Genomic DNA, 13,246 nt, shown 5'->3' on the forward strand with positions numbered 1-13,246 from the left:
AAACGGGCTGAGCTGGTGCTTTGCTGTTTGTGGGCTCTTGTTGCGGGTACTCGGCGGCAGGCGGCGGATGAGGTGATCGGTCTCGGTTCTTCGAGGGCTGAGGGAGCGTGCGGTGGGCATCGCGGGGATGTCGGTTGCCAAGGCCGTGCTCGCCGCGCCGTTCGCGGCGGTGGACATGGCTTCGACGCTGGCCGTCAGCGGTGCGGTGGCGGGGACGCGGGCGGCCGCGGTCGGCGTGGGAACCACCGCCCGTGTCGCCACGGGGACCGTCCATGAGGTCGGGAGGCGGGGGGCGGCTGTCCTGCGCGGGGGCGTCGAGGGCGGGAAAGCCGCTGAAGGCCGGCGAAAGAGCGAGGAAGCGCCGGACCAGAAGGACGGCCGGCCGGGCGTGGGCTCTACGGTCCGAGCGGTGGCGGAGGCGGGGTTCGACCGTGCGACCCGGGTGTCCGGGGCTGTGGTCGCGTTGGCCGCGGGGGAGTCCGGTCGCCGGGTGTGGGCGCGGGGCGGACGGGCGCACATCCGGGCCAACGGCCTGGCGGGCGGCGGGAGGCGGCAACGGCGATACACCAAGGCGCTGAGGGATGCGCTTCTGAGTCTGGAAGGCGTGGACCTGGCGGAGGTCAACGCGGTCACCGGTCACGTCCTGGTGGCGTACGCGGAGGGCGCGGTGGACCTCGACACCCTGGTGTCGACGGTCGAGGACGTGGAGGAGGCGCACGGGGCCGCCCGGTTCGACGAGGCCGCGCACGCGCGTCGACCGGACGACGAGATGGCGTGGACGGCGGCGATGTCCGCCCTGGTGGCCGACTGCGCGGGCGCCGCTGGAGCACTGGCCGGGCGGCTGCTGTTCCTTCCGCCGGTGCCGAGGCCGGTGGTGGCGGCGGTGTCGGTGGCGGACTCCATGCCCAGGGTGCGGGCGGCCCTGGAGCGGCGGCTGGGCGCGCCGCGCGCCGACGCTCTGCTCGGTGTGGCCAGTGCCGTCGTGCACGGGGCCGGGCAGGGGCTCGTCCCGGTGGCCGTTGACGCCGCCCACCGGGTCTTTCAGCTTTACGAGATCCAGGCGCGACGCGAGGTGTGGGAGGCCCGCGAGCCGCGGCTGGCGGGCGGCCGGCCGCAAGACTGGGGCCGCCGTGCCCAGCGTCCTTGCCCGCTTCCGGACGGGCCGGTGGAGAAGGCCGCGGACCGTACGTCGCTGGGTCACCTCATCGGAGCTGCCGGGGTCCTGGCGGGCACGCGCGATGTGTCCGCCGTCGCCGACCTGCTGTTGGCGACCGTGCCGAAGGCGGCACGGCACGGGCGGGAGGCGTTCGCGGCGGTGCTGGCACATGACCTTGCGCGGCGGGGCGTGGTGCAGCTGGACCCGGGGGCGCTGCGGCGGCTGGACCGGGTCAGCGCGGTGGTGATCGACTCCGCCGTGCTGTGCGATGGGGAGCTGCGGCTGCTGTCGGCGGTCGCCACCGGTGACGTGCTGGACGACGCGGGCGTGTGGCGTGCCGCGAGCGCGTTGCTGGCCGGGTACGGTCGCGATGACCTGGAAGGGCCCGGGCCGTGGCGGGGGAGGCCCGAGGGCGGTCGGGAGGCGGCGGGGTGCCGGCTGGAGCGGGCGGCCGACGCACCGTCCGGCGGCCCCGCCGACCCGTGCGGCGTCACGCTGGACCTACTCGACGAGCAACGAGGACGGTGCGGCCGGGTGTGGGTCGGGTCCTCGCTCGACCCCCTGGCGGAGGCCCTGCTCTCGGCGGCGCATGAGGCGGCCGACGTGGTGGTCCTGACCGAGCATGCCAGCACCCGTGAGCTGTTGGCCTGGGGCGATGACTCCGCGGTGGCCGCGGACCGGCTGGTGCGGTGCGTGAGTGACCTGCAGCGCGACGGCCATGGGGTTCTGGCCGTCGCATGCGGGCAGGATCAGGCGCTCGATGCTGCCGACGTGGGGATCGGTGTGCTGCGCGATGATCGTCCGGTCGACTGGCGCGCCGACCTGCTGTGCGGTCCGGGCCTGGCGGAGGCGTGGCGGTTGCTGGTGGCGGTCCGGTCGGCGCGGCGTGCCAGCGAGCGTGCCGCACAGTTGTCGCTGAGCGCGTCCGCGCTGGGTGCGCTGCTGATCGCGGGAAGGCCGCGCCGGCGCCGCGCCGGACGAGTGAGGCTGCGCCGCGTGGTCGGGTCCTGGCACGACGTGCCCCCGGTGCACGCGGCCTCGTTGCCGGCGATGGCGGTCAACGCGGTGAGCGCCCGGCGGCTGAACCACCGACCGCTGCCGCTGCCCATCGTCCGGGACGACTGGCACGCCCTCACCGCCGAGGCGGCGTGGCGGCGGTTGTCGCGCATCGCCGCCGAGCGCGCAGCCGGGAACGGCGCGGAAACGCAGGCCGCAGGGCTCGCGAAGGTGCCGCTGCTGCGCCGGGCCGTGGCCGGGCCCGCCGGCACGGGGTTGCGTATCGCCGCGGCCGTGCGGCAGGAACTCGCCGACCCGCTGACTCCCGTCCTCGCACTCGGGGCGGCGGCTTCGGCGGTGGTCGGCTCCAGCGTCGACGCGCTGCTCGTCGCCGGGGTCGTGGCGGGCAACGCCCTCGTCGGCGGCGCCCAGCGCATGCGGGCGGAGAAGGCACTGGGCGAGCTGCTGCTGACACAACGGATCCACGCCCGCCGCCTGCGCGTCGACGCGCAGGCGGTCGTGGAGGGGCAAGCAGGGGAGGCGGCCGGTGAGAGGGACTTCGCGCGGCTGCGGACCGCGGAGAGCGACCGGGTCACGGCCGACCGCCTGCACACCGGAGACGTGATCCTGCTGCGTTCGGAGGACGTCGTGCCCGCGGACGCCCGGCTGCTCTGGGCCGAATCGCTGGAGGTGGACGAGGCCGCGCTCACCGGTGAGTCGGTACCCGTCGACAAGAGCGTCGAGCCTTCCCCGGGCGCCGGCCCCGCCGACCGGCACTGCATGGTCTACGAGGGCACCACGGTCGTGGCAGGCGAAGCGGGGGCCGTCGTCGTCGCCACTGCCGAGGCCACCGAGGCGGGACGGGCCGCGGCCCTCGCCGGCGCCGCGGACGTCTCCTCCAGCATGCAGGCCCACCTGGCCGAGCTCACCCACCGGGCCCTGCCCGCCACGGTTCTGGGCGGCGCGGCCGTCACCCTGCTCGGGATGCTGCGCGGCCGGCCCCTGCGCCGCGGCCTCGGATCCGGCGTCGCGGTCGCCGTGGCCGCCGTCCCCGAGGGGCTGCCCCTGGTCGCCACCATCTCCCAGCTGGCCGCGGCGCGGCGGCTGTCACGCCTGGGGGTGCTGGTCCGCTCCACCCGGGCGCTGGAGGCCCTCGGCCGGGTGGACACCCTGTGCTTCGACAAGACCGGCACCCTCACCGAGGGCCGGCTCCGCGTGGTCCGCGCGTCCGGTTCCACCCGTCCGCTGCCCCTGACCGGGGAGGGCGGCCGGGGCCTCCTGCGGGTCGCCGCGCGGGCCTGCCCACCGCCGGGCGGCGGGCAGGCCCCCCACGCCACCGACCGGGCCGTCCTGGAGCGCGCGGAGAACCTGCCACCCGACAGCCGGTGGCGCCTGGAAGAGGAACTGCCCTTCGAGACCACCCGGGGGTTCTCCGCCTCGCTCGGGCACGACGACGACCGAGCGGTCATCGCCGTCAAGGGCGCTCCCGAAGTGCTCCTGGCCAAATGCAGCCGGGTCCATGGCGGAGCCAAGGGTGGTCGGGACAAGCCGCTCACCGCCGCCCGGCGCCGCGCCGCCGCCGCGACCGTCCGCCGGCTGGCGGGACAGGGCCTGCGCGTGCTCGCCATCGCCGAACGGAACGTCCCCGACGCCGCCGGAGCGCGCGGTGAGATCACCGAGCACGTCGAGGACCTCGCCCTGCTCGGTTTCATCGGCATCGCCGACACTCCGCGTCCCACCGCCGAGGAGGCGGTACGGCGGCTCTGTGAGGCGGGCGTGCAGGTCACCATGATCACCGGTGACCACCCGGACACCGCCGTCGCGGTCGCCGCCGAACTCGGCATCCCCGACGCGCACGATGTCGTCACCGGTGCCGAACTCGACACTCTGTCCGCCGCCGAGCGTGTCGAGGCCGTCCAGCGCGCGACGGTCTACGCCCGTGTCACCCCGGCCCAGAAGGTACGGATCATCAAGGACCTGCGCCGAGCCGGGCGGGTGGTCGCGATGACCGGCGACGGGACGAACGACGCCGCGGCCATCCGCCGCGCCGACGTCGGCATCGCCGTCGCCGGGCGCGGCTCCGGCGCGGCCCGCAACGCCGCGGACCTCGTCCTGACCGCGCCCGACACCACACTCATCCTCGACGCGCTGCGCGAGGGCCGCGCCCTGTGGAACAGCGTCCGGGACGCGGCCGCGATCCTGGTGGGCGGCAACGCCGGGGAAGTGGCCTTCACCACCCTGGGGACGGCACTGGACGGGAACGCCCCACTGAGCACCCGGCAACTGCTCCTGGTGAACCTGTTCACCGACATGCTGCCGTCGCTCGCCGTCGCCATCACCCCCGCCGACCCCGGACCCGACCCCTCGGCACCACTCGGCGCCGCGCCGGTACGCGGGTTCACCGGCCACGACATGCGACAGGTGCTGGCCGTGCGCGGTGCCGCCACCGCAGCGGCGGCCCTGGCCTCCTGGCAGGCGGGCCGCCTCACCGGCCTCGTCCCCGGAGGACGCCGCCGGGCCTCCACCATGGGCCTGGCCGCCCTGGTCTGCGCCCAACTCGGCCAAACGCTCATCTCACGCTGGAACAGCCCCTTGGTCCTCGCCACCTGCGCCGTCTCGGCCGCAGCCCTGTTCGCCGTGGTCGAAACACCGGGCATCAGCCAGTTCTTCGGCTGCACCCCTCTCGGCCCCGGAGCCTGGACGATCGTCACGATGGCGGCGGCGGCCGCGACCCTGGGGGCCGCCGTCGCCCCAAGGCTGCTGCCTTCCCCTTCCGGGCCGGGTCCGGCGAGGCCGTCCGGATCCCGGTGAAGGGTCAGCCGCCGAGGAACTGGCCGCTTGGCCTGGGCGCCGTTGAGGCCGCTGGACGCGACAGAGAAGAATCCTTAAACCCCCGTAAACGGACCGCAACATGCTGATTGCGGCGCTGGTGTCCCGGGTAGCCGACCTCAACGGACGGGCGGACTGCAGCCCCATCTCCGGACCATGAGAGGCCCAGCCCTTTTCCAGGAGGCCGATATGGCAGCGACCGGAAAGACCAAGACCAGGCCCACGACCACCCGTGGCCGGGCCCCGCAAAAGGAGCGGCCCCAGACCAAGGGCCGAGCTTCCACCACGAAGCGCCCCACGTCGAAGGAGGGCACCGGAACGGCGCATCGGACGGTCGCTGTTCCTCTTGTCACCCCGCACGTCACCGTCCACAGGGTCAACGTGCCGACGCCGACTCTTCCGGTGAGCGGCGACGAGATGATGACCGCCGGTAAGGCCGTGACCTCGTTCCTCGCGCCGCCGGGCAGGCTGGCCTACTACGCAGGGCTGGGCGCCCTGGCGGCGTTCGGTGTCGTGGAATGGCCGGTGGCCGCGGCGATCGGGGTCGGGGTCGCCGTCGCGAAGCGCGCAAGCCGCTCCAGTGAGCGGCAGCATGAGCAGCCAGGGCGCCGCCGCCAGTAGTAGGAGCCGAGAAGCGGGCGCGAAGCGGGTCAGTCGCCGGTGTTGGTCTGGATCTCGCTGACGACCAGGGGGGTCGGCTGGGAGGTCATGGTCTGGTCGTCGAGGGCGCCGCCGGCGGCGTCGCAGTCGGCGCCCTGGCAGGTCCAGGTGATCTTCCAGGTGATGGTGGCGGTGATCTGCCAGGCGCCGCCCGGCTGGCCGGCCGAGGCGCGCGTGTAGGTGTAGCCGCAGGTCTTTCCGTCCTTGCTGCCCGCGTCCTGGCAGACGATCTGTGTCTCGCCGAGGTTCCAGGTGACGGACGACGGGTTCGCCGTCGCCTGGACGGTCTGGGCGCCCACCGTGATCGGCTGGGTCTGGACGACGGTGAAGCCGTCCACCCACAGGGACGTCCGCAGCCGGACGAAGGTCTTGCCCTTGGGGGCCGTGTGGACGGTCGGCACGGGGAACTGGGCCGAGGCCCTGGCCTGCTGCACCAGCGTCCAGGTGTCGGGCGGTGCGGGCGGAGGCGGCGCGCCGCCTCCGGGGCCGTCGACGCCGTCCACGGCCTGGTTGTCGGTCAGGCCTTCGGGGGCGGGTGGGGCCACCGGGCCGCTGACGCCGCCCGTCCCGCCTCCGCCCGTCCCGCCTCCGCCCCCGCCTCCGCGTCCGCCGGTCACGCCGGACAGGTTGCAGTCGAGACCTTTGTTCGCGCCGCCGCATCCGTCGGCGAGGGCCTGGGCCGGGGCCACGAGGGTGGACAGGAGGGCCGCCGCCACGGTGATGCCTGACGCCGCGCGGTGCCGTGTGGGGGTGTGAGACATCGCGTGTCCTCTGGGGGATGTCAGCATGTGCGGTCCCGGACGGAAGCGGCGACCTTCCAGGAACCGCCGTCGTACTGGACGGTGTACCGGTAGAGGTAGGCGCCGCCCTTCCCCCCGCCCGTCCGCTTGCCCGTCTTGGCGGAGAAGCGGTAACCCGCGACGGTGTTGACGCAGTCGATCAGGTAGACCTTCGTGCGGTCCTTGGAGGCCGCGTAGACCCGGGGGTTCAGGGTCTTCGTGAAGCGCCAGATCTGGCCCTTGGCCTTGGTGGCCTCGACGTCGTCGGTGACCTCGGTGAGGAGGGGGTCCATGGCGACGTCGGTGAGGCCGGCGGGGTCGTTCTTCTCGTAGGCGGCCTGGTACGCGGCCTGATAGGCGCGGTAGCGGGCAAGGACCGTCGTGAAGAGCTGCTCCGTCGGGACCGCGGTGGGCGCGCCGGCGGCGGCCGGGGTGCCGCCGGTGTCGAACCGGCCGTTGGGGGCCAGTTCGCCGCCGCCGGACGAGCCGGACGAGCCGCATCCGGCGGCCGTGCACACGGCGAGGACGGCCGACAGGCAGGCGGCGCGGCGAGACCCCAGAGGGGAGGAACGTACCAACCGGGTGCGCATCGCCATCCCTGAGCGGCAGCAGACAACGGGCCGAATACGCGCGAAAGCTTACAGAGATGCGTGGGGCGAGAAAAGAGATTCGTTGCGACCGCTTGACCTCGACCTTGCTTGAGGTACCAGGCTCCTGGTGAACGCGCTGATGGGAGGAGTCGGACATGCGTGCTGTGTGGTTGAGGAAGTTCGGCGGGCCGGAGGTGCTGGTCGCGGGGGACGCGCCCGATCCGGTGCCGGGTGAGGGCCGGGCGCTGGTCGAGGTCGAGTTCGCCAACATCACGTTCGTGGAGACGCAGATGCGGTCGGGCACCGGTCCGATGCCGGTGCGGCTGGAGCCGCCGGTGATCCCTGGCAACGGGGTCGGCGGCGTGGTCACGGCGGTCGGGGACGGGGTGGACGGGACGCTCGTCGGACGGCGTGTCGTCAGCAGTACCGGCGGCACCGGCGGCTACGCGGAGAAGGTCGCCGTGGACGCCGAGGGCCTGTTCGAGGTGCCGGACGGCCTGGCGCTCGACGACGCGGTCGCCCTGCTGGCCGACGGGCGCACCGCGACGATGATGACGCGCGCGGCCCGGCCCCGCGAAGGCGAACGCGTCCTGGTGGAGGCGGCGGCCGGTGGGGTCGGGACGCTCCTCGTCCAGCTCGCGAAGGCGCAGGGGGCGACGGTCGTCGCGGCCGCGCGAGGTGCGCGGAAGACCGAGCTGGTCATGAGGTTGGGGGCGGACGAGGCCGTCGACTACGGCGAGCCGGGCTGGGCGGAGAAGGCCGGGCCGGTGGACGTCGTGTTCGACGGCGTGGGCGGGGACGTGGCCCGCGAGGCGTTCGGCCTGCTCAGGAAGGGCGGACGCATGGTCAGTTTCGGGCTTGCGAGCGGGGAATGGGCGAGCATCCCCGAGGAGGACGCCCGGGAGCGGGGCGTCGCGCTCGTCCGGCCCACGGCCACGCCGGAGGAGTTGCGGGAGTTCACGCGGCACGCGCTGCGCGAGGCGGCGGCCGGACGGATCGAGCCGGTGATCGGGCAGCGCTTCCCGCTCGACGACGCCGCCGGGGCGCACGCCGCGATCGAGTCGCGCGGGACCGTCGGCAAGACGCTCCTGGAGGTCAGCCCACCCTCCTGAGGAACGCGACCAGCGAACGCTCGTAGGCGGCGGGGTCGACGTTCCAGGACTCGGTGTGGTCGCCCGGCGTGGGGATGTGGGTGACCGTGCCGGGCGGCGCCTTCCGGGCGAAGGCGAAGGCGGGGGCGTTGGCGACGGTGGCGTCGTCCTCGGTGGTGAACATGAGGACCGGCGTCCGCAGGTGGGGCGCGAACCGGCGCATGTCGAAGTCGGTCAGGTCGATGCCGATGCGCCACTGCAGGACGCGCTTGGCGATGTCCGTCATGAAGCCGGGCAGGTGGCGGGCATCGGCCTGCTTGTCCAGGGTGGCGTTCCAGTCGAGGACGGGGGAGTCCAGCACGACCCCGCGCACGAACGACGGGTCCCGCTGCAACGTCGTCATCGCCATCGCGCCGCCCATCGACCATCCGTACAGGACGACGCCCGTCGCGCCGTGTGCGCGCGCGTAGCCCATGGCGGAGACGACGTCGTGCCACTCCTTGTCGCCCAGATGGTTGCGGCGGTCGTGCGAAGGGGGTGCGCCCACGTCATTGCGGTAGGCGATGGACAGCATCGGCATGCCCAGCGCATGGACGGTGCGCATCACACGGAACGTCTCGGCCTTGTCGGCGTTGCGCCCATGGACGCCGATGACCCAGGTGCTCTTGGGGGACGTCCCCGGGACGAGCCACGCGGGCATGGGCCCGACCTCGGACGGATACGAGACGTCCTGGAACGGCAGCCCGAGCGCCGTCTTGGGGTCGCCGTCGTACATCCAGTGGTCGATCATCGCCGGGGCGTCCTTCACCAGGGCGCCCTCCACGGGGGACACCTTCCGGACGACGTGCTCGTCGTTCCCGCCGACGACGGGCCCGAGCAGGGCGCGCCCGCCCTTCCAGACCAGGGCCCACGCGCCGGGACGCTCCGTCCCCGGCTCGCGGGGCAGCGTGACGGTGCCGTTCCCCATGTCCTCGATGGTCAGCGGGTACTCGGCGGAGTGGTCGACCTCGATGGCGACGCCGGCGAAGTACCAGCCGACCCCGCCGACGAGCGCGCACAGCAGTGCGGTGATCGTGACGACCGCCGACATCAGCGGGCGGGCACGGCGGCGACGCCGGGGGTGCGGCGGGCCGGGGGACGCCGGGACGGACGACGCTGGTGCAGCGGTGGACACGACATACGAAAGTAGCCTCCCGCGAGCGTCGCCATCGCCCGGGGCGGCGCGCAATACATTGATTAGTGCGGTTAACCTGCCGATCAGGTGCCATAGGGGGAGCCATCGGGACGGAGGGACGCGCGGTGACGGGCCAGGACGACCGCGTCGCGGAGTTCGAGAGCCGGGTCGCCGAGTTCGCCCGGCGGCTGGCCCCGCCCGGCTGGCGGCGGCTCGACCTGCACTGCGCCGCGACGGTCGCCGCGAGCGACGTCGCGCTGACGGTGCTGACGGGCGAAGGCGGGATCGTGGCGGCCGAGGACGTCCCGGAGGAGCTGACCGGCCTGCTGATGGACCTGCGCCGCGCGCAGTGCCGGCCCGAGCGGGGCAGCTGGTTCTCGATGACCATGATCATCGAGCCGGGTTCGGTGCGCCCGCTCTACAACCACGAGTTCGACCCGCTGTGGGACCCGCCGATCCCGGTGGAGTACTGGCGGCGCGACCAGACCGTGATGCCGCGGGACGGCGAGAACGTGCCGGGCTGGCTGCGCGACCGGCTGGAGGGCCGCGAGCCCGCCGCGCCGCCCGCGTCCGCCCCGGAGCCGATGAACCCGGTCGAGCGGACGGAGCTGCTGTCGAACCGGTTCGCGATCCTGATCGCCGACCACGCGCCGGCGCTGTGGGAGCGGGTCTGCGGGCACTACCAGGCGGTCGGCGGGCACGCCGAGCTCTCCGCGATGACGTGCCACCACGCCGACGGCGCCCGGACGTCCCGGGAGGCGCCCGCCGCCGCCGCCGTGCTGCTCGACCGGCTCCGCGCCGGGACGCACGCGTTCCAGGGATCCACCTGGTCGCGGATCGACTTCGAGGTCCTGTACGAGGACGGGGCCGTGCGCTGCCGCGCGAGCTTCGCCCACGACGACGAGCCGCGCTGGGACGAGGAGCCGTCCGCCGACGACGTCCGGCGCGAGCTGGAGCGGTTCCCGCGCGAGGACGTCCCGGACTGGATGGCGCGCCGGCTCGGACCGCGCCCCCGGCCGATGGCGGTGGCCGGCACGCCGCCGCCCCCGCCGGGGTCGGGGCTGCGCCGGGCCAAGATCTTCGACCATGCGGGCCCGGACGGGAGCCGTCCCGCCGTGTCGCGCCCGCCCGTCCCGCCGGACCAGGCCGGGCGCGTGGCCGGGTACCTGCGGCAGGCCCCGGCCGTCATGGCCGCGCGCTCGAACGCCCCCGACCGGCTCGACCCGTCGCGCGGCTCGGCGGTGCCGCTGACCTTCCACACCGACGGGACGTGGGTGTGGTCGGGTGCGGTGGCCTATTACCTGAGCGAGCACGGCGTCCCGCCGGAGCCCGACCTCGTCGCGCACATCATCGCCAACGGGTTCCGCGTCCCCGAAGTCGACGACGACACCATGAACGCCGCGAACTCCGCCGTCACCGGACGCGCCGCGCCCGAACGCGTTCCGGCCGGAGCCGAGCCCGATTGGACGGGGACGCTCCAGCACCGCCTCGACCAGCTCCGCGTCGACCGCGCCGCCTACCGCATCAACGCGCGCCGCCTCGACGACGTGGCCGAGGGCGTCTGGTGCCTGGTGTCGCGGCAGGGCCGCTGGTCGGTGTTCCGGATGCGCGACGGGGAGCGCCGCAAGGAGGCCGTCTTCGACGACGCCGAGCAGGCGTCCGCGCACCTGCTCGGGCGGCTGCTGCTCGACCCACGCCACACCGTCGAGGACGGGCCCTTCGCGCCGCTCAAGGGTGAGCCGCCGCTCTCGCTCCTGCGCGACCGCCATGTCGTGGAACTGGCCGCGGGAACGGAGGTGGACCGCTACGGCGCCCCGGACGGCAACGTGACGTACGCGGCGCGCACGCCGTATCCGCAGCGGTCGCTGCCGCCCGAGTGGCGGGACCGCCCGTACCGCGTCTACCGGCTGCAGCGGCCTATGGAGACCCTGACCGGAACGGCCGTCCCGTGGTTCGGGCAGCCGGGCGGCGGGACGGCGCACGTGTTCCGGCGGTCGGTCACCGACCTGCTCGCCGACGGCGGCCTCGTCGAGATCCCGGACGCCTGAGCGCGCCCCGGCTCAGGCCTGGCCGATCGCGGCGACCAGCCCGAGCGCCAGCACCAGGTCGAGATGGATGAACGTCTCCAGCTTCGCGCCCGGCGGGACGTCCGGGTCGGCGGCGAGCCGGTCCAGGACGGCGAGCGCGGCGGGGCTGCCGAGGTCGTCGGCCAGCGCGGCCTCGGCCTCGGCCGCGTACGCGCGGTTCATCGGGCGTCCCGGGGACGTCGCCCACTGGGCGACCTTGCCGCGCCACGCGTCCAACCGCTCCGCGGCCGCCGACAGCTTCTCCGCCGACAGCTCCAGAGGCTCCCGGTAGGGGGTCTCCAGCATCGCCAGGCGCGCGGTGTACGGATCCGGCGAGGTCCCGGTCTCCTGCGGGACGGCCATGCACAGCGCGTCCCTGTCGGCCGTCTCCGAGACGTACACGTCGGCGTCCGGGAGGACGTCGTCCAGCACCTCGAACTCCTGGACGCCGTAGTCGTCCAGGCCCGTCGCGGCGCCCGGCGTGCTCACGACCCGGACGTGGCGCCCGGACCGTCCGGCGACCCGCCGCAGCAGGTCGGCGACGACCGCGCGGCGGTACCCGCCGTCCACGACCTGGACGCGCAGCCCGCGCCCGGCGGGCAGCGCCTCCGTCCGTCCCGTCCGATGGTCGTGGAGCCGCAGCATGCCTCCCACCTTAGGGCGGCGCCTACAGCGGGAGGTCGGCGGCCATCGGCCCGAACGGCGTCGGCGCGGCCCCGTCCGACCGCCGGACGGCCGCGAACCGCAGCCGCACGTAGTCGGCGACCCACCCCGACTCGCGGCGCAGCGCGGGCGCGGCGAGGTCGTTCACGCGGTCGAGCAGCGGGTCCACCAGCTCCGGCGGGACGTCGGCCAGCGCGCGGGAGGCGTACGCGCGGACCCAGTCGGCGGCGCCGTTCGGGCCTTCGGTCATCCGCGTCGGGCGCTCGGCGTGCTCCAGCAGCCGCAGCGTGAACCCGGCCTCCTCCAGCTTGGTCGCGTACGCGGCCGGCGACGGGAAGTACCAGGGCAGCTCAGGCTCACCGAGGCCGAACACCCGCCACGCCGTCTGCATCGCGACGATCAGCTCGGCGCAGTTGCCCGCGCCGCCGAGCTCGCCGACGAACCGGCCGCCGGGACGCAGCGCCGCGTGCACGCGCCCGATCACCGCGTCGGGGTCGCGGGTCATCCAGTGCAGGGCCGCGTTCGAGGCGACCGCGTCGAAGGACTCGGTGACGGTGAAGTCGTGGGCGTCGCCGACGATGAACGACAGCCCGGTGTGCATGGCGGTCGCCTGCGCGACCATCTCGGGGCTGCCGTCGATGCCCAGCACCTCGGCGCCCCGCTCGGCGATCTCCGCGCTGAACGAGCCGGTGCCGCACCCGAGGTCGATGACCCTCTCGCCGGGCTGCGGGTCGAGGAGGTCGACGAGGGGCGCACCGTGCGCGGACACATACCCGAAGGCGGAGTCGTACGTCGTCACGGCCCAGTTCACTGTCACAATTTATCGGACATCGACCGATGGTGAGATGGGGTTGCCGTGGCGGACGTCACGTCCGAGATCCGCGTCGTCGGGGCCGAGCGCCCGGACGGCCTGACCCTGCGCACTTCCGGCCTGTCCGCCAGGGGCCTCCCGGAACTGCGCGCCGACGGGCTTCCGCCCTATCTGGGGCAGGGCTGGGCGCGCGTCCTCGCCGCGCTCGCGCAGCGCCTCGCCGCCACCGGGGGGATCCCGGAAGAACCGGCGCCCGGAGTCGAGATCCGTCTCACACTGGCGCCCGGCGTCGAGATCCGTCTCACACCGGCGGACGGCGGCACGCTGGCGCCCGTCCCGCCGCCGGGACGCGACCTCGCCGAGTGGCGCCGGGACGTCCTGCTCCGGATGTTCCCCGAAGCCCGCGCCTGACGGGCCCCTTCCTAGAATCG

The 13,246-nt window shown here is 74.3% G+C and carries 10 protein-coding genes; 5 read left to right on the forward strand and 5 right to left on the reverse strand.

What is annotated here, in order from left to right; all coding sequences use genetic code 11:
* The first annotated feature begins 112 nt into the window (after nt 1-112).
* Together BJ999_RS43470 and BJ999_RS09180 are read left to right on the forward strand one after the other, a co-directional pair.
* Nucleotides 113-4,963: a cation-translocating P-type ATPase gene (locus BJ999_RS43470; protein WP_179832900.1), complete on the forward strand. Its 4,851-nt coding sequence runs from the start codon at nt 113-115 to the stop codon at nt 4,961-4,963.
* A 207-nt stretch (nt 4,964-5,170) separates the two neighbouring features.
* Entirely contained in the window at nt 5,171-5,602 is a 432-nt protein-coding gene (locus BJ999_RS09180) for a hypothetical protein (RefSeq protein WP_179831320.1), read from the forward strand.
* Nucleotides 5,603-5,631: 29 nt separating this feature from the next.
* On the opposite strand, the gene BJ999_RS09185 is transcribed toward BJ999_RS09180, so the two are convergent.
* Nucleotides 5,632-6,402 (reverse strand): hypothetical protein, encoded by a 771-nt coding sequence (locus BJ999_RS09185; protein ID WP_179832901.1) that lies wholly within the window; start codon nt 6,400-6,402, stop codon nt 5,632-5,634.
* 20 nt (nt 6,403-6,422) lie between these two features.
* Nucleotides 6,423-7,010, reverse strand: coding sequence for a hypothetical protein (locus BJ999_RS09190; protein ID WP_179832902.1), 588 nt, complete (start codon nt 7,008-7,010; stop codon nt 6,423-6,425).
* A 155-nt stretch (nt 7,011-7,165) separates the two neighbouring features.
* Here BJ999_RS09190 and BJ999_RS09195 point away from each other — a divergent pair, with 155 nt between their 5' ends.
* Nucleotides 7,166-8,122 carry a zinc-binding dehydrogenase gene (locus tag BJ999_RS09195; protein WP_179832903.1) on the forward strand — a complete coding sequence of 319 codons (957 nt, stop codon included), beginning with the start codon at nt 7,166-7,168 and terminating at the stop codon, nt 8,120-8,122.
* On the opposite strand, the gene BJ999_RS43475 is transcribed toward BJ999_RS09195, so the two are convergent.
* Nucleotides 8,106-9,275: an alpha/beta hydrolase family protein gene (locus BJ999_RS43475; RefSeq protein ID WP_179832904.1), complete on the reverse strand. Its 1,170-nt coding sequence runs from the start codon at nt 9,273-9,275 to the stop codon at nt 8,106-8,108. The genes BJ999_RS09195 and BJ999_RS43475 overlap by 17 nt on opposite strands.
* Before the next feature lie 125 nt (nt 9,276-9,400).
* Here BJ999_RS43475 and BJ999_RS09205 point away from each other — a divergent pair, with 125 nt between their 5' ends.
* Complete coding sequence (locus BJ999_RS09205; protein ID WP_229810436.1) at nt 9,401-11,323, forward strand: TNT domain-containing protein; 1,923 nt, start codon at nt 9,401-9,403, stop codon at nt 11,321-11,323.
* A 12-nt stretch (nt 11,324-11,335) separates the two neighbouring features.
* Here BJ999_RS09205 and BJ999_RS09210 read toward each other — a convergent pair whose 3' ends face one another.
* A complete protein-coding gene (locus BJ999_RS09210) occupies nt 11,336-11,986 on the reverse strand; it encodes a cysteine--tRNA ligase (protein WP_179832905.1) in 651 nt (216 codons plus the stop codon).
* A gap of 22 nt (nt 11,987-12,008) precedes the next feature.
* Entirely contained in the window at nt 12,009-12,815 is an 807-nt protein-coding gene (locus tag BJ999_RS09215; protein ID WP_179832906.1) for a class I SAM-dependent methyltransferase, read from the reverse strand.
* 45 nt (nt 12,816-12,860) lie between these two features.
* Between BJ999_RS09215 and BJ999_RS09220 the strand changes: the two genes are divergently transcribed.
* Entirely contained in the window at nt 12,861-13,226 is a 366-nt protein-coding gene (locus BJ999_RS09220; protein ID WP_179832907.1) for a hypothetical protein, read from the forward strand.
* Nucleotides 13,227-13,246 lie beyond the last annotated feature (20 nt).

It is taken from the genome of Actinomadura citrea (assembly GCF_013409045.1).
In the GTDB taxonomy this organism is placed as follows: Bacteria; Actinomycetota; Actinomycetes; order Streptosporangiales; family Streptosporangiaceae; genus Spirillospora; species Spirillospora citrea.